25 protein-coding genes and 1 tRNA gene are annotated in these 24,205 nt (G+C 75.5%); 9 read left to right on the top strand and 17 right to left on the bottom strand.

What is annotated here, in order from left to right; genetic code table 11:
- Positions 1-75: 75 nt before the first annotated feature.
- From ACIP60_RS18835 to ACIP60_RS18800, 8 genes are all read right to left on the bottom strand, one after another.
- Entirely contained in the window at positions 76-264 is a 189-nt protein-coding gene (locus ACIP60_RS18835; RefSeq protein ID WP_100834967.1) for a YegP family protein, read from the bottom strand.
- A 154-nt stretch (positions 265-418) separates the two neighbouring features.
- Positions 419-1,213 (bottom strand): phosphotransferase, encoded by a 795-nt coding sequence (locus tag ACIP60_RS18830; RefSeq protein ID WP_400685684.1) that lies wholly within the window; start codon positions 1,211-1,213, stop codon positions 419-421.
- 34 nt (positions 1,214-1,247) lie between these two features.
- Entirely contained in the window at positions 1,248-2,570 is a 1,323-nt protein-coding gene (locus tag ACIP60_RS18825) for an aldehyde dehydrogenase family protein (RefSeq protein ID WP_400685681.1), read from the bottom strand.
- 92 nt (positions 2,571-2,662) lie between these two features.
- The gene (locus ACIP60_RS18820; protein ID WP_400685678.1) at positions 2,663-4,519 is read right to left on the bottom strand and encodes an asparagine synthase; all 1,857 of its coding nucleotides are present in this window, start codon (positions 4,517-4,519) and stop codon (positions 2,663-2,665) included.
- Positions 4,512-5,120: a hypothetical protein gene (locus tag ACIP60_RS18815; protein WP_400685675.1), complete on the bottom strand. Its 609-nt coding sequence runs from the start codon at positions 5,118-5,120 to the stop codon at positions 4,512-4,514. Before ACIP60_RS18815 ends, ACIP60_RS18820 begins: the two co-directional genes overlap by 8 nt.
- Before the next feature lie 19 nt (positions 5,121-5,139).
- Positions 5,140-5,973 (bottom strand): hypothetical protein, encoded by an 834-nt coding sequence (locus ACIP60_RS18810; protein ID WP_400685672.1) that lies wholly within the window; start codon positions 5,971-5,973, stop codon positions 5,140-5,142.
- An 82-nt stretch (positions 5,974-6,055) separates the two neighbouring features.
- Positions 6,056-7,192, bottom strand: coding sequence for a hypothetical protein (locus ACIP60_RS18805; RefSeq protein WP_400685669.1), 1,137 nt, complete (start codon positions 7,190-7,192; stop codon positions 6,056-6,058).
- 198 nt (positions 7,193-7,390) lie between these two features.
- Entirely contained in the window at positions 7,391-8,059 is a 669-nt protein-coding gene (locus ACIP60_RS18800; protein ID WP_400685666.1) for a cupin domain-containing protein, read from the bottom strand.
- Positions 8,060-8,211: 152 nt separating this feature from the next.
- Between ACIP60_RS18800 and ACIP60_RS18795 the strand changes: the two genes are divergently transcribed.
- Entirely contained in the window at positions 8,212-8,427 is a 216-nt protein-coding gene (locus ACIP60_RS18795; RefSeq protein ID WP_400685663.1) for a hypothetical protein, read from the top strand.
- Positions 8,428-8,499: 72 nt separating this feature from the next.
- On the opposite strand, the gene ACIP60_RS18790 is transcribed toward ACIP60_RS18795, so the two are convergent.
- Together ACIP60_RS18790 and ACIP60_RS18785 are read right to left on the bottom strand one after the other, a co-directional pair.
- Positions 8,500-9,897 (bottom strand): NADP-dependent succinic semialdehyde dehydrogenase, encoded by a 1,398-nt coding sequence (locus ACIP60_RS18790; protein ID WP_111552753.1) that lies wholly within the window; start codon positions 9,895-9,897, stop codon positions 8,500-8,502.
- A gap of 67 nt (positions 9,898-9,964) precedes the next feature.
- Positions 9,965-10,035: transfer RNA gene (locus ACIP60_RS18785), tRNA-Cys, on the bottom strand.
- Positions 10,036-10,352: 317 nt separating this feature from the next.
- Here ACIP60_RS18785 and ACIP60_RS18780 point away from each other — a divergent pair.
- Together ACIP60_RS18780 and ACIP60_RS18775 are read left to right on the top strand one after the other, a co-directional pair.
- The gene (locus ACIP60_RS18780; protein ID WP_400686370.1) at positions 10,353-10,721 is read left to right on the top strand and encodes a helix-turn-helix transcriptional regulator; all 369 of its coding nucleotides are present in this window, start codon (positions 10,353-10,355) and stop codon (positions 10,719-10,721) included.
- Positions 10,722-10,816: 95 nt separating this feature from the next.
- Positions 10,817-11,230, top strand: a complete 414-nt coding sequence (locus ACIP60_RS18775; RefSeq protein ID WP_400685659.1) for a VOC family protein — start codon at positions 10,817-10,819, stop codon at positions 11,228-11,230.
- A 79-nt stretch (positions 11,231-11,309) separates the two neighbouring features.
- On the opposite strand, the gene sph is transcribed toward ACIP60_RS18775, so the two are convergent.
- The gene (sph, locus tag ACIP60_RS18770; RefSeq protein ID WP_400685656.1) at positions 11,310-12,287 is read right to left on the bottom strand and encodes a sphingomyelin phosphodiesterase; all 978 of its coding nucleotides are present in this window, start codon (positions 12,285-12,287) and stop codon (positions 11,310-11,312) included.
- A gap of 188 nt (positions 12,288-12,475) precedes the next feature.
- On the opposite strand from sph, the gene ACIP60_RS18765 reads away from it, so the two are divergent.
- Complete coding sequence (locus tag ACIP60_RS18765) at positions 12,476-13,207, top strand: Clp protease N-terminal domain-containing protein (protein WP_400685653.1); 732 nt, start codon at positions 12,476-12,478, stop codon at positions 13,205-13,207.
- Between the two features lie 186 nt (positions 13,208-13,393).
- A complete protein-coding gene (locus tag ACIP60_RS18760; RefSeq protein WP_400685650.1) occupies positions 13,394-14,017 on the top strand; it encodes a GNAT family N-acetyltransferase in 624 nt (207 codons plus the stop codon).
- A 261-nt stretch (positions 14,018-14,278) separates the two neighbouring features.
- Here ACIP60_RS18760 and ACIP60_RS18755 read toward each other — a convergent pair whose 3' ends face one another.
- A complete protein-coding gene (locus tag ACIP60_RS18755) occupies positions 14,279-15,568 on the bottom strand; it encodes a hypothetical protein (RefSeq protein WP_400685647.1) in 1,290 nt (429 codons plus the stop codon).
- A 377-nt stretch (positions 15,569-15,945) separates the two neighbouring features.
- Here ACIP60_RS18755 and ACIP60_RS18750 point away from each other — a divergent pair, with 377 nt between their 5' ends.
- A complete protein-coding gene (locus ACIP60_RS18750) occupies positions 15,946-16,587 on the top strand; it encodes a class I SAM-dependent methyltransferase (protein ID WP_400685644.1) in 642 nt (213 codons plus the stop codon).
- 35 nt (positions 16,588-16,622) lie between these two features.
- On the opposite strand, the gene ACIP60_RS18745 is transcribed toward ACIP60_RS18750, so the two are convergent.
- Positions 16,623-17,210 (bottom strand): helix-turn-helix domain-containing protein, encoded by a 588-nt coding sequence (locus ACIP60_RS18745; RefSeq protein WP_400685641.1) that lies wholly within the window; start codon positions 17,208-17,210, stop codon positions 16,623-16,625.
- A 46-nt stretch (positions 17,211-17,256) separates the two neighbouring features.
- Between ACIP60_RS18745 and ACIP60_RS18740 the strand changes: the two genes are divergently transcribed.
- Entirely contained in the window at positions 17,257-17,766 is a 510-nt protein-coding gene (locus ACIP60_RS18740) for a YbaK/EbsC family protein (RefSeq protein WP_400685638.1), read from the top strand.
- A gap of 541 nt (positions 17,767-18,307) precedes the next feature.
- On the opposite strand, the gene ACIP60_RS18735 is transcribed toward ACIP60_RS18740, so the two are convergent.
- Entirely contained in the window at positions 18,308-18,928 is a 621-nt protein-coding gene (locus tag ACIP60_RS18735; protein WP_400685635.1) for a MarR family winged helix-turn-helix transcriptional regulator, read from the bottom strand.
- A gap of 72 nt (positions 18,929-19,000) precedes the next feature.
- Here ACIP60_RS18735 and ACIP60_RS18730 point away from each other — a divergent pair, with 72 nt between their 5' ends.
- Positions 19,001-19,714, top strand: a complete 714-nt coding sequence (locus tag ACIP60_RS18730; protein WP_400685632.1) for an SDR family NAD(P)-dependent oxidoreductase — start codon at positions 19,001-19,003, stop codon at positions 19,712-19,714.
- 14 nt (positions 19,715-19,728) lie between these two features.
- Here the strand turns inward: ACIP60_RS18730 and ACIP60_RS18725 are convergent, their stop codons facing one another.
- Entirely contained in the window at positions 19,729-20,025 is a 297-nt protein-coding gene (locus tag ACIP60_RS18725) for a hypothetical protein (RefSeq protein ID WP_111552762.1), read from the bottom strand.
- Between the two features lie 315 nt (positions 20,026-20,340).
- On the opposite strand from ACIP60_RS18725, the gene ACIP60_RS18720 reads away from it, so the two are divergent.
- On the top strand, positions 20,341-21,660 hold the full coding sequence (locus ACIP60_RS18720) for a DUF2254 domain-containing protein (RefSeq protein ID WP_400685629.1): 1,320 nt from the start codon (positions 20,341-20,343) through the stop codon (positions 21,658-21,660).
- Positions 21,661-21,796: 136 nt separating this feature from the next.
- Here ACIP60_RS18720 and ACIP60_RS18715 read toward each other — a convergent pair whose 3' ends face one another.
- Together ACIP60_RS18715 and ACIP60_RS18710 are read right to left on the bottom strand one after the other, a co-directional pair.
- A complete protein-coding gene (locus tag ACIP60_RS18715; RefSeq protein ID WP_400686367.1) occupies positions 21,797-22,753 on the bottom strand; it encodes a cytochrome c oxidase assembly protein in 957 nt (318 codons plus the stop codon).
- A 272-nt stretch (positions 22,754-23,025) separates the two neighbouring features.
- Positions 23,026-24,195: a cytochrome P450 gene (locus tag ACIP60_RS18710; RefSeq protein WP_400685626.1), complete on the bottom strand. Its 1,170-nt coding sequence runs from the start codon at positions 24,193-24,195 to the stop codon at positions 23,026-23,028.
- Positions 24,196-24,205: the final 10 nt, after the last annotated feature.

Here is a 24,205-nt window from a genome sequence, read left to right as displayed (position 1 = left end):
AACTCGGTCGCCACGGGCCCGTGCTCCCGGCCCGCCACGGTCCACCGCCCGCGGCTCCCGGCCGGTGCGCCGCCGTCAGGCGTGCGCCGGAGTCTCCTGCAGCTGCGCGTACGGCGCGAGCTTGCGGATCGACTCGATGCTCTTCAGGCACTGCTCGCGGGACTCCTCCGGCTCGCCGATCACCACGACCGAACCGTTGCTCGCCTTGAGGCGGAAGCGGTGGTTGCCCGACTCGTCCACGTACAGCTCGAACTTCCCAGCCATGCCAGTACTTACCTCTCACTCGGGTGTCCCCCCGGACTTCCGCCCCCGAACCGCACCGTACGGACTGCCCGCCCCCGCCGCCCGCCGGGGCGTCCATCCGGGGGCCGGGTCGCCCACCCGCTCCGGGCCTCCTCCCCGCCGTCGGGCGGGCGGGTCAGGACGTCAACGCCCGCTCCAGCGCGGGGCGTCGGTCCGCCAGCCAGGACTGCAGGCGGTCCCAGCGGGGCCAGCCGCCGTACGCGTCGAAGTACCGGGTGAACGTGGGGTCCCCGGCCGTGACGCGGCGGGCGACGAAGGTGCGGCAGACGCCGGTGGCCTGTTCCAGGACGGTCGGCAGGGCGAGGCGGTCGGCCGGCCGGAGGCCGTAGGCGGTGGCGAACAGGGCGAGTCGGGCCGGGACTTCGAGGTCGGCGCGGGCGGTCTCGGCGGCCGTCGCCGGGTCGAGCACCGGGACCCAGTAGCGGGCGGTCAGGGCGACGTCCCAGAGCGGGCGGCCGGGGGCGGCGAAGTCGAAGTCGATCAGTGCGGCGGCCCCGCCCGCGCGGAAGACCACGTTCTCCGGGCAGACGTCGTTGTGGCACAGCAGCGGCCCGCCCTCCGGGTCGGCGAACTCGCCGGGCCAGGCCGCCACCGGGTCGAACGGCGTCCGGGCGGCGGCCTCGTGCCAGCGGCGCAGCAGCCGGGCCACCGACACCAGCGCGTCCTCGCCCAGCGCCCAGGCCGGGTACGGCGGCAGGGCGACCTCGCCCGGCAGGAACTCCAGCCGCTCCCGCCCGCCCGCCACCGGGCCCACCGGCACCGGCGCCCCCGGGAAGCCGCCCGCCCGCAGCCCGGTCAGGAAGGCGTGCAGCGCCCCGGCGTGCGGCGGCGCGGGCCGCTCCACCACGTCCCCGCGCCGCACCACGGCCCCCGCGTTCGCCAACCCGCCCGCCAGCGGTTCCCCGTCCATGCCCCGATCCTCCCACCGGACGGCCACCGGCGGCTCAGAGCAGCCGGGCGGTGACCGTCTTGGGCCGCTGGTACTCGCGCAGGGCCAGCGCCGACAGGTCGGTGCCCGCGCCGGAGGAGCGGCGGCCGCTGTGCGGGAGTTCGGCGGACTGGGCGAGGTGGCAGTTCAGCCAGACCTCGCCGGCCGAGATCCGGTCGGTGAGGGCCAGGCCGGTGGACAGGTCGGTGGTCCAGACCGAGGCGGCCAGGGCCTGCGGGACGGACTCGGCCAGCGCCACCGCCTCGTCCAGCGTCGCGGCCCGTTGCACGGTCAGCACCGGACCGAACACCTCCTCGACCACCGCCGGGTCGTCGTCCGGCAGGTCGGCCAGCACCGTCGCAGGCCGCCACAGCCCGTCGCCGCGCCCCGGCGCGGTGTGCACGGTCTTCGCCCCGGACGAGGCCAGGAGGCGGTCGTAACGGGCCGCCTGGTCCGGGTTGTTGAGCGGGCCGAAGTCCCGCCCGGCCCGCCGCTCGGCCATCGCGGCGGCCAGCGCGGCCACCGCCTCCCGGTAGGCCGGCTCCAGCACGATCACCCGGGCGGGCGCGGCGCAGCTCTGCCCCGCGTTGTACGTGCACGCGGCGGCGAGCTGCCGCCAGGTGTCGGCGGGGGCGTCCGGCAGCACCAGCACCGGGCTGTTGCCGCCGAGTTCGAGACTGACCGGGGTCAGCCCGGCCCGGGCGGCCACGTCCGCGCCACCCGCCGGGCTGCCGGTGAAGGCGACCAGGTCGCAGCCCGCGCCGACCAGCAGCCGGCCGGTCTCCCGGTCACCCGGCAGCGCGGTCAACACGCCCGGACCGAGGGCCTGTTCGGCGTGCTCGGCGAGCAGCAGCGCACTGTCGGGGGTGGTCTCGGCGGGCTTGAGCACCACCGGGTTCCCGGCCGCCAGCGCGGGCGCGCAGCGCCAACCCGCCATCAGCAGCGGGTAGTTCCACGGCACCACGGCCGCCACCACACCGACCGGCTCCCAGCGCACCCAACTCTGGTGCCCGGGAAGGTAGTCGCCCGCGGCGGGCGCCGTCGCGGCCCGCACCGCACCCCCGTAGAACCGGAACAGGTCGGCCACCTCGGCCACCTCGTTCGCCGCCTCCGCCACCGGCTTCCCGGTCCCGGCGCACTCGGCCGCCACGTACTCCCCGGCGTGCCGCTCGACCAGCTCCGCCAGCGCGCCCAGCCGCCGCTGCCGCTCCCGCGGCGCCAGCGCCGCCCACCCGGCCCGGGCCGCCCGGGCCCCGGCCACGGCCGCCGCCACCTCGTCCGCCCGGCCGGGCGCCACCGTGCGGCGGACACCGCCGGTGCGGGGATCGATCAGTTCCATCGGCGCTTCTCCCTCGTTCGCACAGGACTTCTTCACCGGACTTCCCGCCGGACTTTCCGCCGGAATTCTCGCCGGTCCTCTCGCGGCACTTCTCACAAGTCGTAGGCGCGCAGCCACAGTTCGAGGGTGAGCAGCAGCCACAGCTTGCCGCCCTGGCGGGGCAGCAGCAGCCCGCCGCCGCGCATCCAGGTCTCCACCGTGTCCGCCCGGAACAGGCCCCGGGCCCGGGCGGTCGGCCCGAGCAGCAGGTCGGCGGCGAGCTCGCTGAGCGGGCCGTGCAGCCACTGCTGCACGGGCACCCGCATGCCGCTCTTCGGCCGGTAGGTGACGGTGTCGGGCAGCAGGTCGCGCACCGCCTCCTTGAGGATCCACTTCTCCTCCGTGCCGCGCAGCTTGAGCCCCGGCGGGGTGGCGAACGCGTGGTCCACCACCCGCCGGTCGAACAGCGGCGAACGCCCCTGCACGCCCTGCGAGGCGGTCAGCCGCTCCACCTTGGTGAGGATGTGGTGCGCGCCCTTGGTGCGCAGGTTGCAGTGCAGCAACTGGTCCAGGAGCGAAGGGAACCGGCGGTCCGTCAGGTAGGGGGCGACGTGTCGGCGCGGATGCGGGGCCGGCTCCAGCGCGGCCAGCGCCTCGCCGGTGAGCAGCGCCGGCAGGTCCTCCCAGCACTTGCGGTACGTGTGCAGGTAGGCGTCCGCCCGGGCCTGCGCCGCGTCGTCGTCCCGCATCAGCTCGAACGCCAGCATCGGCGGGTTCTTCGGCCCGCCGAACACCGGGTCCCCGCCCTCGCCGTTCAGCGACACCGCGATGCCGTCGCCCGCCACCGCCTCCGCCAGCATCAGGTTCGGCACCGTCAGCGGGTCCCCGACCGGGCTGTCCAGCAGCGCCACGGTGTCCGCCAGCCGCGCCGCGACCTGCTCCCCGGGCACCGTCAGCACCCGGTGCGCCGTCCCGCAGTGCGCGGCCACCAGGCCCGAGTAGCCCAGCTCATTGGGCAGTTCGGCGCCGAAGCTGATCGAGTACGTGCGCACCGTCCCCCCGTGCAGCCGCGCCGCCAGCGCCGTCACCAGCGAACTGTCCACCCCGCCGGACAGCAGCACCGCCACCTCGCGCCCGCCGTCCGGCAGCCGCCGCGCCACCGCCCGCTCCAGCAGCTCCCGCAGGCCCTCCGCGTAGTGCCTGGTCGTCAACTCGCCGTCGGAAAGCCCGGGTTGGGGCTCCCAGAACACCTCGACGTCCACCCGCCCGTCCGGCCGCAGCCGGGTCACCCGGCCGGGCAGCAGCTCGTGGACGCCGCGCAGCAGGGTCTCCTCGCCCGGCAGGTAGGCGAAGGTCAGGAAGGAGCGGACCGCCGACAGGTTCAACCCGGTCTCCACGTCGGGGCGGGTCCGCAGCGCCCGCAGCGAACTGGACGCCGCCCAGCCGCCCCCCGCGGTCCGGCAGTGGAACGCCGTCCGGGCGCCGACGTGGTCGCGCACCAGCACCAGGTCCGGCCCGTCCAGCACCGCCAGGGTGAACATCCCGTCCGCCGCCCGCAGTCCGTCCGGACCCAGCGCCAACCAGCAGCGCAGCAGCAACTCCCCGTCCGGGCAGGACGGTTCGGCCGGACGCCCGGCGGCGGCCAGCGCGGCCAGCAGCTCCGTCCGGTTGTGCAGCGTCACCTCACCGACCGCGGTGCGCCCGTCCACCGTGAACGGGCCGTCCGCGAAACCCGGCTCCCCGGTCAGCAGTGCCGTCGCGAGCCGCCGCCCGCCCGCCTCGAACGGGCCCGCCACCAGGCCGGGTTCGGGCCCGACCGGGGCGGGCAGCGAGCTGACCGCGTAGCGGGCCGGAGGGGTGGGGCGGTCGAGGTGGTCGAGGTGGTCGAGGTGGTCGAGGTGGTGGGGCCGGGTGGGGGTGCCGGGCGAGGCCGCGGTGCGGGCCGTCGTCCCGGGGTGCTGCTCAGCCAAAGTCGTCCCCGTCCCAGCCGTCGTTGTCCGGCGGATCGCCGCCGTCGGCGCCGTCCCCGGCGCTCCCGAACCCGCCCGAGTCGAACCCGTCCGGGTCGAACCCGTCGTCGTGCCGGTGGTCGTCGCCCCCGTCGTCGAAGCCGCCGTCCCCGCCTCCGCCGTCCCCGCCGCTGCCGCCGTCGCCCCCGGCGCGAGCCCGCTCGGCCTCCCGGCGCAACTCCTCCTCCTCGTCGGCCGAGAGGAGTTCGGGCGCGTAGTGCGCGGCGGCCACGCCCGCGCCCAGGCCCAGCGCGCCGAGCACCACGCCGACCCGGCCCGGGAACGAACTGCGGTTGACCAGCACGTACCGTCCCTGGCCCCACACCGTGCGGCCGTAGCCGACGTCCCGGCCGTAGCCGACCCGGCCGTCCGCGTGGACGCGCTTGACCAGGTCGCGGCCCAGCCGCTCGTCGGTGCCCGCGTCACCCCGGTCGTCCCGCCAGTGGACGCGGCCGTCGGCGCCGCGGCTGCGCCACTCGCTGCGGCCGTCGGAGTACCGGCGGTGCACCGTGCCGTCGGCCAACAGCTCGTCGCTGTAGGTGATTTCGGGTGGCTGGGTCATCGTCCACGTCCTCGGGGGGTCAGGGCGTCGGCCAGGTCAGGAAGCCGGTGTCGCGGGCCCGGGTGGGCGCGGCCGGACGGGCGGGCGGGGCGAAGCCGCCGCCGCGGACGGTGCGCAGGACGGTCCGCAGCAGCCGGGCCGGACGGACCGCGGCCAGCTCGGCGACCCGGCCGCCGGCCAGCCAGGCCCGCTCGGCGGCCGGCAGCTCGGCGGGCAACTCCTCGACCGCGCACCGGGGTCGTCCGCCGGGCGCGGCCAGGTGCAGGGCGGCGGCGTGCCGCGGCAGCAGCCCCGCCGTGCGCACCCGCAGCCGCGGCCCGGCGTGCGCGCGCACCCGGACGAACAGCTCCAGCCCGGCGGGGGAGGCGTCGTGCAGGACGTGCACCACCGCCCCGTCGGCCCGCGCCATCGCCGCCAGCAGCCGCCCGTCCAGCGGCAGCCGCTCCGGGGTCAGGATCGGGCAAGCCCCTTCCAGGTGCAGGCGGTTGGCGCGCAGCATCCCGGCGATCGCCGGGTCCTGGCAGACCAGCAGCCGGGGGAAGGCGTAGTCGTACAGGTCGCTCTCCGGCCCCGGCCGGTGCGGCGCGGGGGTCACCAGGTCCGGCAGGACGTCCAGTTCGGGATGCCGGGCGAGCGCGGCGGCGAACCGGGGCTCGGACAGCAGCGGCCGGGTGGTGTACCGCAGGCGGTGCGGTCCCCGGTGCAGCGGGAACAGCGTCCGGTCCGTCTCGTAGTACAACTGCCGCGCGGTGAAGGCGAGTCCGCCGGGCCGGGCGCAGCGCTCGGCGGCCGACCGCAGGGCGCGGTCGAGCAGCCGGTCGGGCACCGGTATCGCCGCTATCGCCGGTGTCACAGCGAACCTCCCGGGCGGGCGGCCCCGCGCGGGGCGAACGGGCTTGGGGTGAAAGGGTGTTGAGCTGGTGCGAGGTGCGCGGTCATGAGGTGTCGTCCGTCGGGGTGGTGTCGGTTCCGGTGCGCGGGGCGGGAACCGCCTGCGGCCAGGTGAGGAAGCCGATCCGCTCGGCCCGTCGCCGGGTCTCCGCCGGGCTCTCGACCTCGGCCGCCCCGGCCCGGACGGGTGTGGCGGTGACGGCGACGGCCCGTTCGACGGCCTTGTCCAGCAGTGCCATCAGCTTCACCGGCGGCAGGGCGATCAGCGGGGAGGACCAGTTGTCGAGCAGCCACTCCCGTTCCCGGTCGGGCAGGCGCTGCCAGCCGGGGGATCCGGCCAGCACGTCGGGCACCGCCAGCCGCTTGGCGCCGCCGGTGCGCAGCCGCACCGCCCGCGCGGGGACGTCGACGGCGCGGGGCAGCAGCCCGCAGTCCACCACCCGGCGGTCCGGCAGTTCGGCGCGCAGCCGCGCCGTCCGGGCCAGCGCGGTCAGGGACAGGTCGCGCACCACCACCACGGGCAGTCCGGCCGGGAGCTGCGCGGGCGTCCGGGCCAGTGCCACCCGGTGGCGTTCGGCGAAGCCGTTGACGTGCAGGAAGTCGAACACGGCGGGCAGTTCGCACAGCACCACGGCGCGCGGGCGGGTCGGCCAGGTGGGGACGGCGGCGGTCGTCAGCTCCGCCAGCCCGTCCGGGAGCGCGCCGTACACCTGGCGCCAGCGCCCGGCGACCCGCCGCTCGAAGTCCTCCGGCCGCACCCAGGTGCCGAACGGCCGGGGCGGGCGGTACTGCTTCGCGCCCTGGAACTGCCGGTAGGACAGCCAGCCGAAGAGGAAAGCGAGCGGGTCGAGCAGCAGATAGGCGAGGCCGCCGATGCCGAAGGAGAGCGAGACGACGAGGACGACGGCCATCGCCAGCACCATCCCGCCGGTGACGCTGCCGCGCCGCTCCTGCCCGGTCGGGAAGCGGTACAGGCGGCGTTCGTTGACCCAGTACAGCTGCTCGACGGTGATCCGCAGCCCGCCGGGGGCGGCCTTCGCCACCAACTCGCGGAACTTGGTGTCGTGCAGGCGTCCCGGCTCGACCTTCGGGTCGAGCGCGAACACCTTCCGGCAGTTCGAGCAGGTGTGGCCGGTGCGTTCCCGCTGTCGGCGGTCGACGTGGCAGTGCGGACAGATCATCGGGCGTCCTCCCAGGGCGACGGGCGTCCTCGGTCGGGGGGCTGATCTCGGCGGGCCGTCATCGGACACTCCATCAGACGCAGCCGACAGCCGGGGCGTTGCACCACCCCAACCACCCCAACCACCCCAACCACCCCAACCACCCCAACCAACCCAACCGACCGCCCCGGCCGTACCGGGCACCCGCCCCGGCCGGCCTCACCGGGTGTCCTCCAGTGCGGCGGCGGCCCGGCGCAGCCCGAGCGCCAGCCGCTCGCGGAAGGTGACCGTGCCCGGGCGCTGGGCCGCCGCGACCTCCCGCAGCGCGGCGGCGAGCCCGTCCTCGCCGCGCCGCTCGGCGGCCTCGGCGGTGATCGCGTAGTCCTCGTGGTCGATGCCGTAGCCGGTGTTCGCGGCCAGGATCGCCAGCCGGTCCCGGCCCCGGTTGCCGAACGAGTGCGGCATCAGCTCGGGTATCCGGATCAGCGTGCCCGGCGCCAGCCTGACCTCCACCACCTGCCGCCGGCGCGCGTCGTACAGGCCGCAGGAGGCCGGGCCGAGCGCCAGCACCAGGTGCTCACCGCCGTGCGCGTGCGGGGTGAACGCGCTGTGCGGGGCGACCAGGCCGAGCTTGTAGGTGGCGTTCGACGGGCGTTCCGGGGAGGTCGCGGCGTCCCCGATGAAGTAGTGCGCCCACTGCCGGTCGTCGATGAAGCGCAGCAGCCCGCTGTCCGGGTCCTGCGGGCCGAGCTCCCGGGCGCCGGCGCGGTCCGCGCGCAGCACCCGCCCGTCCGGGCGCAGCCGGTACAGCTCGGCGCCGTCCGGCAGCCCGGACGCCTGCCGCTCCAGCGCGCGCAGCCCCCCGCGCAGGTCCCCGCGTATCGGCATCAACGGCCCCCTCGTCGGTACTCGCCGTGATGCTACCCGGGCTGCCGGGTGTGCTGACCAGCGGGATACTCGAACAGACGTTGAACTCTGCGGAGGTGAGAGCGATGCCCGCGACCGCTACCGGAACGCCGCAATCCAACCCGATCCGTCGAATGGCCGCCTGGCTGACCGCCAAGCACAACTCCTCGCTGGTCTTCCTGCTCGCCCTGTCGCTGGGCCTGGGCCTGGTCGCGCCGCAGGTCGGCCAGCTCTGGCTGCTGGTGGTGTTCTCGGTGGTGTGGGGCGTGACCGTCGTCGCGTTCGCCGCCCAGTTCGTCGGCCGCCACGAGCACGCCCACCCCCGCCACGCCCACCCGCACCACGCCTGAGCCCCTCCCCAGCCCCTCCCGCCACGGGCGGGCGTGGCCGCGTCCACGGCCACGCCCGCGCCGGGGGCCGGGTCAGCTCCCGGACCACACCGTGGTGATGTTGCAGAACTCCCGGATGCCGTGACCGGACAGCTCCCGCCCGTAACCGGAGCGCTTGACCCCGCCGAACGGGAGGGCCGGGTGCGAGGCGGTCATCCCGTTGAAGAAGACCCCGCCCGCCCGCAGGTCGCGCACGCACCGCTCGCGGTCCGCGTCGTCCCGGGTCCAGACGTTGGAACTCAGGCCGAACGGCGAGTCGTTGGCGACGGCGACGGCCTCGTCCAGGTCGGCGACCCGGTACACGGTGGCGACCGGGCCGAACGTCTCCTCGCGGTGGATCCGCATCCGGGGGGTGACGCCGGTCAGCACCGTCGGCAGGTAGTACCAGCCGTCCGCCAGCGCCGGGTCGTCCGGCCGGCCGCCGCCGCACTCGGCGGTCGCGCCGAGCGCCACCGCGTCCGCCACCAGCTCCTCCAGGTCGGTGCGGCCCTGCTCGGTGGCCAGCGGGCCGACCTCGGTGCCGTCCGCCATCGGGTCGCCGACGGTCAGCGCCCGCATCCGCGCGGTGAACGCGGCCAGGAACTCCTCGTACACGTCCGTGTGCACGATGAAGCGCTTGGCGGCGATGCAGGACTGCCCGTTGTTCTGCACCCGCGCGGTCACCGCCCGCTCGGCCGCGGCCGGCACGTCCGCCGAGGGCAGCACCAGGAACGGGTCGCTGCCGCCCAGCTCCAGCACCGTCTTCTTGATCTCGTCCCCGGCCACCGCCGCCACCGAGCGGCCCGCGCCCTCGCTGCCGGTCAGCGTCACCGCGGCGATCCGCTCGTCCCGGATCACCGCCTCGACCGTGCCGGAGGAGATCAGCAGGGTCTGGAAGCACCCCTGCGGGAACCCGGCGCGGGCGAACAGCTCCTCCAGCGCGAGCGCCGTGCGCGGCACGTTCGAGGCGTGCTTGAGCAGGCCCACGTTGCCCGCCATCAGGGCCGGCGCGGCGAACCGCACCACCTGCCAGAACGGGAAGTTCCACGGCATCACCGCCAGCACCGGCCCCAGCGGCCGGTACCGGACGTACGCCGACACCCCGCCCGAGTCCTCCACGTCGCCCGGCTCCGGGTGCTCGTCCGCGAGCAGCCCCTCGGCCCGCTCCGCGTACCAGCGCATCGTCTTGGCGCACTTCGCCGCCTCGGCCCGGGCCTGGGCCAGCGGCTTGCCCATCTCCAGCGTCATCGTCCGCGCGACCTGCTCGTTCGCCTGCTCCAGCAGCTCGGCGGCCCGCCGCATCAGCTCGGCCCGGTGCGCGAAGGTGGTCAGCCGCCAGGACTCGAACGCGGACTGGGCCCGGGCGAGCCGGCGCTCCACGCCCGCCTCGTCCAGCGGATCGAAGACCTCGACGGTCCGGCCGTCGGCCGGATTGACGGTGGCGATGGCCATCGGGCCATTCCTTCCTCGACTGCCGCCCGGCCAACCGGGCGGGGGGCGGACATCGAGGGGAGCGAGGAGGTGGAGATAGGAATCGAACCCATGTGCACGGCCCTGCAAGCCGCTGCCTCGCCTCTCGGCCACTCCACCCGGCTCCCTCGCGTGACTCAGAAACTAGCAGCGGGAAAACCCGGAGCGGGAGTCCGACGCACCCGGAACTCACCCGAATGCCGATCCTGCCCCGAAATGTGACGATCGATCAGCGGATGATCGGTTTTGCCCGCCGCCCTCGCTCCCTACCCCCTGCGCCCGCCCCTACTCCTCGCTCCTCGTCTCCTGCGCCTCACCCTTCACGCCCCGCTCGCCGCCCGCCGCTCGCCGCTCGCCGCCCGCCGTCCGGCTCCGCGACTACCCTGGGCGCCGTGCAGATCGACGACCTCAAGCGCCTCCGCAGGGCCCGCGACACCATGGACCGCGACTACGCCGAACCGCTGGACGTCGCCGCCCTCGCCAGGGTCGCGCTGATGTCCGTCGGCCACTTCCAGCGCAGCTTCCGCGCCGCGTACGGCGAGACCCCGTACAGCTACCTGATGACCCGCCGGATCGAGCGGGCCAAGACGCTGCTGCGCCGGGGCGACCTGTCCGTCACCGAGGTGTGCATGGCCGTCGGCTGTACCTCGCTGGGCTCGTTCAGCACCCGGTTCACCGAACTGGTCGGCGAGAGCCCCAGCGCGTACCGGGCCCGCGACCACAGCGCCGCCGAGCACATCACCGCGTGCGTGGCGATGTACCTGACCCGGCCGATCCGCGGCACCGACACCGGACGGCCGCAGTGACCCGAGGCGGTGGCCCGCCGGTCGCGGCGGACCGGGCCGGGAACGGATCAGGAACGGAGAAGCGCGGGCCGGGGCGGGTCAGTAGCGTCGGGGGCATGGACATCAAGCTTTCGCAGTGCTTCATCGCCGTCGACGACCACGACGCCGCGCTCGGCTTCTACCGCGACGCGCTCGGCCTGGAGGTGCGCAACGACGTCGGCTTCGAGGGGATGCGCTGGGTCACCCTCGGCTCGGCCGCCCAGCCCGAGGTCGAGGTCGTGCTGGAGCCCCCGGTCGCCGACCCGGGCGCCACCGAGGCCGACCGCCGGGCCGCCGCCGAACTGCTCGCCAAGGGCCTGCTGCGCGCCGTCAACTTCCGCACCTCCGACTGCGACGCCACCTTCGAGAAGATCCGCGCCACCGGGGCCGACGTGCTCCAGGAGCCGATGGACCAGCCCTACGGCGTCCGCGACTGCGCCTTCCGCGACCCGGCGGGCAACATGGTCCGCTTCGCCCAGCCCCGCCAGTAGTGTCCGCCCGCCGCCGCTCGGGAACCCCCCGGGCGGCGGCGCGCGTCCGGCCGCTTCCGGCCGTCGCCTCCCGCCCGGCTCAGCCCGCGAGCAGCGGGTAGTGGTCCGACAGGTCGGTGTAGGTGTACGAGGTGCCCCAGCTGCTGACCGTCCACGGCGCGGAGTGGAAGCGGTGCACGGTGTTGGTGTACTGCTGCGGGCGGGCGTGGTCGGCCCGGTACAGCACGTAGTCCAGGTCCTCCTTCGGCTCGCCCGGGTACCGGTAGGCCGCGATCGAGTTGTCGACGGTGTCGAAGGAGTTCGCCCAGCCGGTGCGGGTGGTCGCCGGGGCCAGGTTGCCGTTGGCCAGCAGCGCCGGGTACTCGCCGCCGTGCGAGTCGATGTTCAGGTCGCCGGCCAGCACGATCGGCTCGTTCGCCGGGATCTGCTCGGCGTCCAGGAAGGCCCGCATCGCCCGCAGCTGCTTGGCCCGGACGTCCGCGGCCTGCCCGCTCGCGCAGCCGGAGTCGGTGGACTGGAGGTGGGTGCCCACCACGTGGGTGCGCTGCCCGTTCACGTTGATCTGCGCGTAGACGAACCCCTTGTTGGACCACCAGTCCGAGCCGCAGGCGTCCTTGAACACGTACTGCTCCTTGCGCAGGATCGGCCACTTGCTCAGCAGCAGCACCCCGCCGTCCTCCGGGGTGCTGCTGCTGTAGCTGCCGGAGGTGGCGTCCCAGCCGGAGGTGGAGCGGCCCACCACCGGCGTGCGGTACGGGTAGGCGGCGGACGCCTTCGCGGCCAGCGCGTCCGAGGCCGCGTTGTCGAACGCCTCCTGGAGGACCACCACGTCGTGGCCCTGGAAGAAGTCCGCGCCGGCGATCGCCTGGGCGCGCTGGGCCTGGCCCCAGTTCGGGTAGAGCGAGGTGCTCATCAGGAAGGTGTTGTAGCTGAGCACGTCCAGCGGGGCGACGGCGGCGGGCGCGGTCTCGGCGTGCGCGGCGGCCTGAGGAACCGTCAACAGGGCTGCGGCGGCGGTGAGTACGGCGGCGAGACGGGTGCTGCGGGTGGTGGTCACGGGAACTCCGGGGGTGAGGGCCGGTCGATGTTGTGCAGTCAACTCGGGCCTCCGTGACACGGACAAGACGGCGGACGGCGGCCGGGTGAACTCGGCCGAAACACCCGCTACCGGCGGGTAGGAATCGGCCCGCCATCCACTGTCAACCAACGGTTGACACTCCCGGACTGTCAACCTAAGGTTGCCTCATGGCTGACACCTCTGGAGCGAAACCCTCCGTCCGGCTCGACGACCTGATCGAGGGCATCAAGAACTCGTACCCCGAAGCGCTCGACCAGCTCTCCAACGCGGTCCTGGTCGCCGACCACCTCGGCGACGTGGCCGACCACCTGATCGGCCACTTCGTCGACCAGGCCCGCCGCTCCGGCGCGTCCTGGACCGACATCGGCCGCAGCATGGGCGTCACCCGCCAGGCCGCCCAGAAGCGCTTCGTCCCCAAGGACCCGGGCGAGGTCACCGCGATCGACACCGCGCAGGGCTTCAACCGCTTCACCCCGCGCGCCCGCAACGTGGTGATGGCCGCCCACCAGGCCGCCAAGGACGCCCACAACGACGAGGTCCGCCCCGCGCACCTGGTGCTCGGCCTGCTCGCCGAGCCCGAGGGCCTCGCCGCCGCCTACATCGTCACCAGCGGCGTCCCCCTCGACACCGTCCGCCGGGCCGCCCTGGCCGCGCTTCCGCCCGCCGTCGAGGACGCCCCCGAACTCGTCCCCTACGACGCCGGGGCCAAGAAGGCCCTCGAACTCACCATGCGCGAGGCCCTGCGCCTCGGCCACAACTACGTCGGCACCGAGCACCTGCTGCTCGCCCTGCTCGAACACGAGGCGGGCGACGGCATCCTCACCTCCCTCGGCCTCGACAAGACCGCCGCCGAGACCGAGTTCCTCGCCACCCTCGCCCAACTCGCCCCCGGATCCTGACGATCCACCCCCTCACCCCGCGGGCGGCGGGGCCGCCCGGGACGGGAGCGGTCCCGCCGCCCGCGGCTGCCGCCGTCCGCCACCGCCGGCCTCCGGCGGGCGAAACTCCGTTGACGCCGCGTCGGCGCGCCCGGTTCGCTGCTGCCGGGAACGATCCCGCGCGCACGTACGGAGGGTGGAGCACGCATGGCGTACCGACTGCAGGGCCCGGTGCTGGAGGGGCGGCTGGTGCGGCTGGAGCCGCTGGAGCAGCGGCACGCCGCGGAGTTGGCGCGGGCGGCGGAGGAGGGGCGGGACAGCTACGGCTTCACCTGGGTGCCGCGCGCCGACGAGGTCGCCGGGTACGTCGAGACCCAGCGCCGCCGGGCCGCCGACGGGCTGGCCGCCCCGTACGCGCAGATTTCCACGGCCACCGGCCGGGCCGTCGGCGCGACCGCCTTCCTGGACCCGCGCACCCTGCCGGACACCGGCGTCCTGTACGCCGTCGAGATCGGCTTCACCTGGCTCGCCGCCTCCGCGCAGGGCACCGGCGTCAACGCCGAGTCCAAGCTGCTGCTGTTCCGGCACGCCTTCGAGGAGTGGAACGTCCGCCGGGTCGACCTCAAGACCGACGCCCGCAACGAGCGTTCCCGCGCCGCGATCGCCGCCGTCGGCGCCCGCTTCGAGGGCGTCCTGCGCAACTGGTCGCGCTCCTGGGCCCCGGGGGAGGACGGCCGGCTGCGGGACGCGGCGATGTTCTCGATCACCGCCGAGGAGTGGCCGCAGGCCGGGGCCGCCCTCCGGGAGCGCGTCGCCCGCTACGGGACGTGACCGTTCGTCCGGTCACTTCCCGTGCGGGGGAGGGGGGTTGGCCGGGCCGGGCGGGGGCGGGGGCGCGCCGCCCATGCCGGTCGGCTTCCCGGACGGAGCTTTCTGCGGTGCCACGGTTCCCCTCCTCGGTGCGTCCGGCGGCGGCGCGGGCCGCCGCCGGCAGGTGCGGTCAACGGCTGGATTCCCGCCGTGCGCCCGGCTGAAGCGAGCCCGCGTGCGGGCACGTCCGGGCAGCTCAGCGGCTGTGGAACGATGATCCGATCATCGTTCCGGGGTGGACGGTCCTTCCGGCGCGGACGGCCCCGCCGGGCGGACGGCCCACTGGTGGACGGTGCCCTGGTGCAGGGCGGCGTAGACGCGGTCCCGCAGCGCGTTGGCGTCCGCGTCGGTGAGGGTGCGGCGCAGGTCCCGCAGGACGACCTTGAGCAGCAGGTTCTGCTGGTCGGGACGGGCCCCCAGCCGGGCCAGGGCCTGCGGGGGGAGGGCGCGGCACGGGGTGGCGGAGAGGATCTCGACCGTCTCCACCCGGTCCGCGTCCGGGCCGAGGGCGTCCCGGACCCGGTCGCCGAGGTCCTCGGCGAGGTCGGCCCCGTCCACCGCGACGGACAGGTCGCGGCGGATCGCGGGCAGCGCGGAGACCGGCCGGTACGGCGCGAGGTCGGTGAGCTGGGCGGCGACGGCCGGATCGGCCGAGCGCAGCAGGCGGATGTCCGGAACGCCCTTGCGCAGCATCAGCACCCGGTCCAGGCCCATCCCGAGCGCCAGCCCGCTCCACCGCGGCCCCAGCCCGGCCCCGGCCAGCACCCGCGGATGGGCGAGCCCGCACTCGGCGACCTCCACCCACGCGCCGTCCTGCCCGTTGCCGTCCTGCCCGTTGCCGTCCTCCGCGCCGCTGCTCCGCCCGCCGCTGCTCCGCCCGCCGCCGCCCGCCGCGACGTCCAGTTGGCGTCCCGCCAGGGTGTACGGGTGGACCCGCTCCTCGGTGCGGTACTCCGTGCCCGGCAGCAGCGCGTCCGCGAGCACGGCGATCATCTCCGCCAGGTCCGCCGGACCGGCCGGGACCGGGCGGCGGGTCAGGTACCACAGGTCCAGCTGGTGCGGGGTGCCGCTGTGCAGCCGGTCGATGCTGTCGCGCCGGTACACCAGGCCCGGGCAGACCAGCAGCACCGCCTCCGGCGCCTCCCCGGCCGCCTCCTGCGCGGCGAGCGCCCGCAGCGCGCCCGGGACCAGCGCGCTGGAGTGGCTGCGCAGCATCCGCCGGTCGTCGACGTACCGGGTGTAGCGGGCGTCCCGGGTGACGTCGTCCGCACGGTAGTTGAGGTGGTCGTAGTTGTCGGCGACGGTCACCGTCCGCTCGCCCCGGTGCACCCGCACCGCGCAGCCCCAGCGCCCGGCCAGCGCCTCCGCCGCGCGGTCGACGAGCAGTTGCAGGGCGTGCGGCCCGGCGGCCGGGTCGGTCAGGTCGCGGACGGCGAGGTCGCGGGCGAGCTGCTCCGCGGAGAGGTGGCGGACGGCGGTAGGGGCGGTGCTGCGGGCAGGGTCGGTGGACATGGCGGCCTCCGGGACTGGGCGGACGGACGGGACGACGAGGGGGGAACACCACACCCCCCGGCCCCTGGGCACGACCCGCCACCGGGGGCCGACCCGCTCCGCCGGAGCACTGCCTCTCTCGCTACCGGCGCGACGGAACCCGCCCCCTGCGGCACCCATCGGGAGCCGGGGGGCCGGTAAATCGGCGGCAGAGCGCGACGACGGCCATACCCGGAGTCTAGGCACCCCGCCCCGAGCCCCCGCAACCCGTTTTCCGACCGCCCCGCGACCGCCCCGCGAGCGTCCGCGACCGCCCCGGGACCTCCCGCGACCGCCTGACGCCCGCCGCTAGGCTGGGCGCCGCCATGGGAAGACCGGGGCGGCGGAGAGGTGCGGCGATGACGGCGACCGGCGGGGTCGGGCAGGCGTACGACGGGGTGGCGGAGCTGTACGCCCACCTGTTCCGGGGCGAAATCGGCGGCCGGGAGGACGAGTTGGCGGCGATCCGGCGGCTGGTCGCGGCACCCGCGGTGGCGGGGCGTGGACTGCCGGTGGGCGACCTCGGCTGCGGGCCGGGAGAGGCGACCGAACTGCTCGCCGGGTTCGGCGTCCGCGCCTTCGGCCTGGACCTCTCGGCCGGGATGCTGCGACAGGCCCGACTCGCCCACCCGGCGCGGCCGTTCGTGCGGGGCTCGCTGACGGCGCTCCCGCTGGCGGACTCCTGCCTCGGCGCGATCCTCGCCCGCTACTCGCTGATCCACCTCCTGCCCGCCGAACTCCCCTCCGTCCTGGCCGAGTTGCGCCGCGTCCTGGCCCCCGGCGGGCTGCTGCTCACCGGCTTCTTCGCCGCCGACCCCGAACTCGGCGACACCGACCGTTCCGTCCCCTTCGACCACAAGGTCACCACCGCCCACCGCTGGCCGGTCGACACCCTCGCCGGGCTCTTCCGCGCGGCCGGCCTCACCGAGACCGCCCGCACCCTGCGCGCCCCCGCCCCCGGCGAACGCTTCCCGCAGGGGACGCTGCTGGTCCAGGGCTGAGGCCGCCCGAACCGGCCCCCGCGGCCCGGGCGGCCTCAGCCGTGCGGGTGGCGCACCACCAGCACCGCCTCGACCTCCTGCGCCACCGCCTCGTAGCGGTGCGGGACGTCCGCCGCCCAACTGTGGTGGCCGCCGGGGGCGACCGCGACGGGTGACGCCTCGGTGCCGACCAGCGCGGTGCCGGTCAGCACCACCAGGTGCTCCACCGTGCCCGGCGGGTGCGGGGCCGAACGGCGCACCCCGCCCGGCCGGATCCGGATCCGGTACGTCTCCGAGACCGCCGCCGCGTCCTCGAACCGCTCCAGCAGCACGGCGTCCAGCACCCGCCCGGACACCCCGGCGTTCAGCGCCCGCCCCGTCGCGGCCTCCCGGGCGGCCTGCTCGGGCGCCTGCAACGCGGCGCTCAGCGGCAGGCCGAGCGCGGTGGTCAGCGCGTACAGGGTCTCCAGGGTCGGGTTGCGGGTGCCCGCCTCCAACCCCGAGAGGGTGGCCTTGCCGAGGCCCGCACGGCGGGCCAGCTCCGAGAGGGAGAGCCCGCGGGCGGTGCGCAGTTCGCGCAGCCGCAGGCCGATCCGCGCCGAGAGGTCGGCGCTCGCCGAAGCCGGTTGATCCGTTGCTCGCATGCGGTCTATCGTTCCACACACGGAACGTTCCGTATGTGGAACGCGAATGCCCCGAGGAGCCACCGTGGAACCAGCAGCACCCCTCGCCCTCCCGACCCGCAGCGCCCGGGTCGCGGCCGCCCTCGCCGCCGCCGGCCTCCCCGGGACGGTCCGCCGCCTCGCCGACTCCGCCCGCACCGCCGCCGAGGCCGCCGCCGCGCTCGGCTGCGAGGCCGGCGCGATCGCCAACAGCCTGGTCTTCGTCTCCGACGGCGAACCCGTGCTCGTCCTCACCAGCGGCCGTCACCGCGTCGACACCGCCGCCCTCGCCGCCCGCTGGGGCCGCGGCCCGCTCCACCGGGCCACCCCCGAGCAGGTCCGGGAGGCCACCGGCCAGGCCATCGGCGGCGTCGCCCCGACCGGCCACCCCCGCCCGCTGCCGACCGTGGTCGACCGGGCCCTCACCGACTACCCCCAGGTCTGGGCCGCCGCCGGCACCCCGCACACGGTGTTCCCCACCACCACCGAAGAACTGCTCCGCCTCACCCGCGGCACCCTGCTCCCGGTCGGCCCCTGACCCTGCCGGCCCCGCCGTCGGCCGACCGGACGCCGCCGAGCCCGGGCCCGCCGACGAACCCCGCCCGCCGGGCCCGGGGCCGGGGCCGGGCGTCCCGGGTCGGCGGATCGAGCCGCCGGGTCTTCGGGCCGCTGGTTGGACGGGCCGCCGGGTGGTCGGGCGGTCGCTTCGCCTGTGGCGTTGCGGTCTGGCCGGGTGGTTAGGCCGATACTTCGCCTGCGGCGGTGCGGTCTGGTCGGTGGACTTGATCGGGCCCGCCGGGTTGCCAGGTTGCCGGGTCGTCGGGCCGCTGGGCCGTCGGTTCGACAGGTGGTCGGGTGGTCGGGCGGTCGCTTCGCCTGCGGCGGTGCGGTCTGGCCGGTGGGCTCGATCGGGCCTACCGGGTCGTCGGGCCGCTGGTTGGACGGGCCGCCGGATGGTCGGGCGGTCGCTTCGTCTGCGGCGGTGCGGTCTGGCCGGTGGGCTCGATCGGGCCCGCCGGGTCGTCGGGCCGGCAGGTCGTCGGGCCGCCGACCTGCCGTGCCGCCGTGCCGCTAAGCCGTTACTTCGTCTGCGGCGGTGCGGTCTGGTCGGCGGGTCCGATCCGTTGGTGGAGGTCGGTGAGCAGGCGGTCGAGCAGGGTGGCGAGGTGGTGGCGTTCGGTGGGGGAGAGGCCGGTGACCAGGTCTGCTTCGCGGCCCAGGACGGCGTCCACCGAGCGTTCGATCAGGGCGTGTCCGTCCGGTGTCAGGGTGACCAGTACCGCCCGGCCGCCCGCCGGGTCGGGGGAGCGGCGTACCAGGCCCTCCCGTTCCGCCCGGGCCACCCGCTGGGAGATCGCCCCCGCCGTGACCAGCGTCCGCCGGGTCAGCTCGCGGGTCGTCAGTTCGTACGGTGCGCCGGAGCGGCGCAGCACCGCCAGCAGGTCGAGCGTGGCCGCGTCGATCCCGGCGGCTCGCAGCACCCGGTTGCGGTCGTCCGCGAAGAGTTTGGCCAGCCGCCAGATCGGGGTGACGATCTCGATCGAGTCGGTGGGCGTGCCCGGCCGTTCCCGCTGCCACGCCGCCGCGATCGCCGCCGCCGAGCGGTCCCCCAGCGCCTCCGACCCAGGCCCGTCCGGCGGGTCGTCCGGCGCGTTGCGGCCGTCCGGGGAGCCGTCCGACGGGTCCGATGGCTCGGCCATGGGGGTTGCCTCCTGCTGTCCCTGAGCTATGTTTAGCGCTAAACGTAGCAGTCGCGGCCGCAGGAGGAAGCAGTGACCCGTACCGTGCTCGTCACCGGCGGAACCAGCGGGATCGGCCGGGCCGTCGCGGCCCGGTTCGTCGCCGACGGGGACGAGGTGCACCTGACCGGGCGGCGGGCGGAGGCGGTGCGGCGGGTCGCCGCGGAGCTCGGTGCGCAGGGGGTGGTGTGCGACGCGACCGATCCGGTGGCGACGGCCGCGCTCGCCGGACGGTTCCGGACGCTGGACGTGCTGGTCAACGCGGCGGGCGGCCTGCCCGCGGCCCCCGCCACCGGGACGCCGCTCGGCGACGTGCTCGCCGCCTGGCAGGCCAACCTCGCACAGAACCTGCTCGGCGCCGTCCTCACCACCGAGGCCGTGCGCGCCCTGCTCGCGCCCGGCGGGACGGTGATCAGCCTGGGCTCGATCGGCGCGGAGCGGCGCGGCGGCGCGTACGGGGCCGCGAAGGCTGCCCTCGCCGCCTGGAACGCCTCGCTCTCGGCCGAGCTGGCCCCCCGCGGGGTCAGCTGCAACGTCATCGCGGCGGGCTACGTCGAGGGCACCGGCTTCTTCGGCGGGGCCCTCGCCGAGGAGCGCCGCCGCGCCCTGATCGAGGAGACCCACGACAAGCGCCCCGGCACCGTCGAGGACGTCGCCGCCACCGCGCACTTCCTCGCCTCGCCGGGCGCCCGCCACCTCACCGGGCAGACCCTGCACGTCAACGGCGGTGCCCACACCACCCGTTGAGCACCCGGCGCGGGTCAGGCGTTCTTCCGGGCCCGCTGCTCGGCCGCCCGCAGCAGCTCGGCGGTACCGGCCAGCCGACCGGCCGCGGTGGTCAGGGCCAGCCCGGCGTCGGGGGTGGTGCGGCGGTCGCCGGTGACGTCGGTCAGCTCCTGCAAGGACTCCATCAGCTCGGCGATCGCTCCCAGCAGCAGGTGCTCGTCCGCCGCCGGGACGGCCTCGCGGCGCACCCGCAGCGGGACGACCGCCTCCTCGCGGAGCTTGGCCCGCGACTCCTCCAGCCCGGTGACGGCCCTCTGCACTCCGGCGTCCACGCCCGCTCCTCTCCACCGCGGCCGGACGGCCGACCGCCGCCCGTAGGAGGGCGACCTACCCGCCCCCGGACCGCCGCACCCCTCACCGCACCCACCCGGCGGCGCTCGTCCCACCCCCGCGCGCCCCACCACCCGCTGTACGCCCCGCCGCTGCCCACGCCCCACCGCCGTCCGCGCCCCGCCGCCGTCCGCGCCCCGCCACCGCTGTACGCCACGGCCACCGCCGCCGCGCGCCCGGCCGTGCCCGGCCGTGCCCGGCCGTGCCCGGCCGCGTCCTTCCCGTCCGCCGCCGCGCCCCGCGACTAGCCTGGCCCGATGAGCGAGCAGCACGGCGGGAAGGGGCGGCGGCCGCGGTACCGGGCGCTGTCGCCGCTGCGGGAGCACCTGCGCGAGGCGTTCTGGTTCGCCCCGCTGCTGACCTGTCTCGGCGCGGTGCTGCTGGCCGGGCTGACCGACCTGCTGGACCGGGAGATCTTCGCCGAGGCCGCGGCCGAGCAGGCCGCCGACACCCTGCTGTCGTTCGGCTCGGCCGCCAAGAGCGTGGTCTCCACCGTCAGCTCCGCGATGCTGACCTTCATCGGCGTGGTGTTCTCGATCTCGCTGGTCTCGCTCCAGATGGCCGCCAGCCAGTTCAGCCCCCGGGTGCTGCGGCTGTACGTGCGCAGCCGCCTGATCAAGGCGACCTTCGCCACCTGCCTGGCCACCTTCGTCTACACGCTGCTGGTCCAGCTCGGCTACGACGACACCACCGACCCGGCCCGCGCGGTGTCCGTCCCGATCGTCTCCACCGTGGTCGCGCTCGCCATGGTGATGCTCAGCCTGGCGCTGTTCGTGCTGTACGTGCAGGCGACGCTGCGCCTGCTGCGGGTGCCGCACGTGATCGACCGGGTCACCGGCGAGTCGCTGCGGGTGCTCCAGGACTACCGCTGGCTGGCCCCGGCGGCCGGACCGGCGCCCGGCGGGGCCGCCGAGGGGCCGACCCTGCTGCACGAGGGACGCGGCGGCGTGCTGCGGGACGTCAACATCCGCCGACTGATCCGGGTCGCCCGGCGGCACGGCACGGTGCTGCACCAGGTGCCCCGGATCGGCGACTTCATCGCCCCCGGCACCCCCACCGTGGTGGTGGTCGGCGGCACCCCGCCCCGGCCGCGCCGGATCACCACCGCGCTGAACGTCGGCGTCGACCGGACCATGCACCAGGACCTCAGCTTCGGCTTCCGCCAGCTCGTCGACATCGCCATCCGGGCGCTCTCCCCGGCCGTCAACGACCCCACCACCGCCGTCCAGGCCGTCGACCGGATCCACCAGCTGCTCGCCGTGCTGGCCCCGGTCCACCTCGGCGAACTGCGCCACCGCGACCGGGACGGCGCGGTGCGGCTGGTCCAGCCGGTGCCCGGCTGGGAGGCCACCGTCGACCTGGCGTTCACCGAGATCCGCGGCTGCGGCGCCGGCCAGCCCCAGGTCACCCGCCGCCTGGCCGCCGCCCTCGACGACCTGCTGCGGATCACCCCCGAACCCCGCCGCGCCCCGCTGCTGCTCCAGCGCGCCCTCCTCGAACGCGCCGTCGCCGAAGCCGTCCGCGACGCCGACAACCGCGCCTTCGCGCTGACCCCCGACCGCCAGGGCATCGGCTGACCCCCTCCGGTTCCCCCGCCGGAACGTCCGGTTCCCCACCGGAACGCCGCACCGCCCGGAACGGGAGCCGTTCCGGGCGGTGCAGTGCGCGGTGCGCGGTGCGCGGTGTCGGGTCGCGGGTCGTCCCGTACGGGGATCAGCCGGTGGCGCGGTTGGCGCCCCGCTCCAGCGAGGCCAGGTACCGGTTGTACGCCTCCAGCTCGGCGTCGCCGTCCCGGTCGGCGGCCCGGTCGCGGCGGCGGGCCTGGCGCTCCTCGGACTTGGCCCACTGGAGGGTGAGCGCGATCAGCACGATCGCGGTGGGGATCTCGCCGAACGCCCAGGTGATGCCGCCCGCCAACTGCTGGTCGTCGTGCAGGTTCGTCCCGGCGGGCGCCGTCGCGGCGGAGAAGGTGGACACCAGCTGCCCGGAGGCCATCATCACCGCGACGCCGAAGAACGCGTGGAACGGCATGCCCATGAACAGCTCGATGATCCGCATCACGAAGCCGGGGCGGTGCGGGCCGGGGTCGACTCCCATGATCGGCCAGAAGAACAGCAGGCCGACGGCGAGGAAGTGCAGCATCATCGCCAGGTGCCCGATCCGGTACTGCATCAGGAAGTCGAACAGCGGCGTGAAGTACAGCACGTACAGGCTGGCGATGAACGCCGGGATGGTGAACGCCGGGTGCGAGACGATCCGCACGTAGGTGGAGTGCAGCAGGGCGACCAGCAGTTCGCGCGGGCCCCGGCCGCTGCCCTTGCGGGCCGGGCGCAGGGCGCGCAGCGCCAGGGTGATCGGGCCGCCGAGCAGCAGCAGGATCGGGGAGAGCATGGACAGCACCATGTGCTGCATCATGTGGGCGCTGAACAGCACCATGCCGTAGTCGTTCAGGCCGGTGTTGGTGACCAGCAGGACGGTGCCGACGCCCGCCGTCCAGGCGACCACCCGGCCGGCCGGCCACTTGTCGCCGCGCCGCCACAGCCGGACGGCGCCCGCCAGGTACAGGCCGAGGGCGAGCGCGCAGAACACCAGGTAGGGCCAGTCCGGCGACCACTCCAGGGCGCGGGAGAAGGTGAAGGGGGGGAGTGGTCCCCCTCCGTGGTGGTGCATCCCCGTCATGCCGTCGCCCATCGGGCGGCCCCGCTTTCGTCCATGCCGACCGGGCCGCCGCGCGCGCGGCGGCCCGGCGCGGCCCGGTGTGGCCCGGTCCGGTTTGGTCCGGTTTCGTTCGGGCCCAGCCTAGGCGGCGCTTACCGCGGCCCGGCGAGCGCCCCCGGGACGAGGGCGTTCCGGTCGGCGCGGCCCGGGGCGTGGCCGTCGACCGCTCGGCGGGCCCGTCGATCCGTCCGGTTCCCGTGAGCCGCGGTCCGGGAGACCGCGGCTCACCACGTGACCGGCAGCGCCTGCAGGCCGCGGAAGACCAGTTCCGGCACGTAGGCGAGCTCGGACTCGTCCACGGCGAGGCGCAGTCCCGGATACCGTTTCAGCACGGACCCGATCGCCACCCGCATCTCCCGGCGGGCCAGCACCGCGCCGAGGCAGAAGTGCGGCCCGTGCCCGAAGGCGAGGTGCGCCGCCGGTCCTTCGCGGGTGATGTCGAAGCGGCCGGGGTCCGGGTACGCACCCGGGTCGCGGTTGGCCGCGACGATGACCGGCAGCACCGGTTGGCCCGCCGCCAGGCGGACGCCCTCCAGATCGACGGGCTCGGTCGTGACCCGGACCTCTGCCGAGGTGAAGAGCCGGCTGTAGCGCAGCAGTTCGTCGACCGCCGGTCCGATCAGGTCCGGTGCCGACCGCAGCAGCGCGAGCTGGTCCGGGTGGCGCAGCAGGGTCAGGAACGAGTTGCCCAGCTGGTTGACGGTCGTCTCGTGGCCGGCGATCAGCAGGCCCTCGAGGTTGGCCAGCAGCTCGGGCTCGGTGAGGTGGTCGCCCTCGTCGTTGGCGGCGACCATGGCCGAGATCAGTCCGTCGTCCGGCCGCGCCCGCTTCTGCCGCACCAGGTCGGCGAGCCAATCCTGCATCTCGCCCTGGGCGGACCGCAGTTCGTCCGGAGTGATGTCCGTGACGAACAGCCGCCTGGTCCACCTGCGGATGGCCCCCGCCTCGGAGTAGGGCACGCCGAGCAGTTCGCAGATGACCATCAGCGGCAGCGGGGCGCAGAGACCTGCCACCAGATCCGCGGGGGGTTCGAGGGAGTCGAGCAAGGAGTCCACGACGGACTGCACCCGTGGTTCGAGCCGGTCGACCATGCGCGGGCTGAACGCCTGCGACATCAGCTTGCGCAGGCGGGCGTGGCGCTCGCCGTCCAGGCTGGTGACCAGTAACGGGTCGGCGGCGACGGACAGTTTCAGCGGGCTGCCCGGAAGCGTGGCCGCCTCCCGGCTGAACCGGCTGTCGCTCAGGACCTGCCGCACCGCCCGGTGGGAGAGGGCGAGCCAGACGTCCGCGGCCCCCATCGTCGCGAGGACGACCGGGGCCTGCGCGAGCAGGGCCTCGGCCTCGGGCTCGTTGTCGAGGTGGTGCGGCGTGGTGAAGGGGAACGTGGCGTGCATCGCTGCCTCC

The organism is Kitasatospora sp. NPDC088783 (assembly GCF_044750705.1).
GTDB lineage: Bacteria > Actinomycetota > Actinomycetes > Streptomycetales > Streptomycetaceae > Kitasatospora > Kitasatospora fiedleri.
Note: the sequence above shows the minus strand (reverse complement) of the source record. Positions and strands in the feature narration are given on the sequence as shown.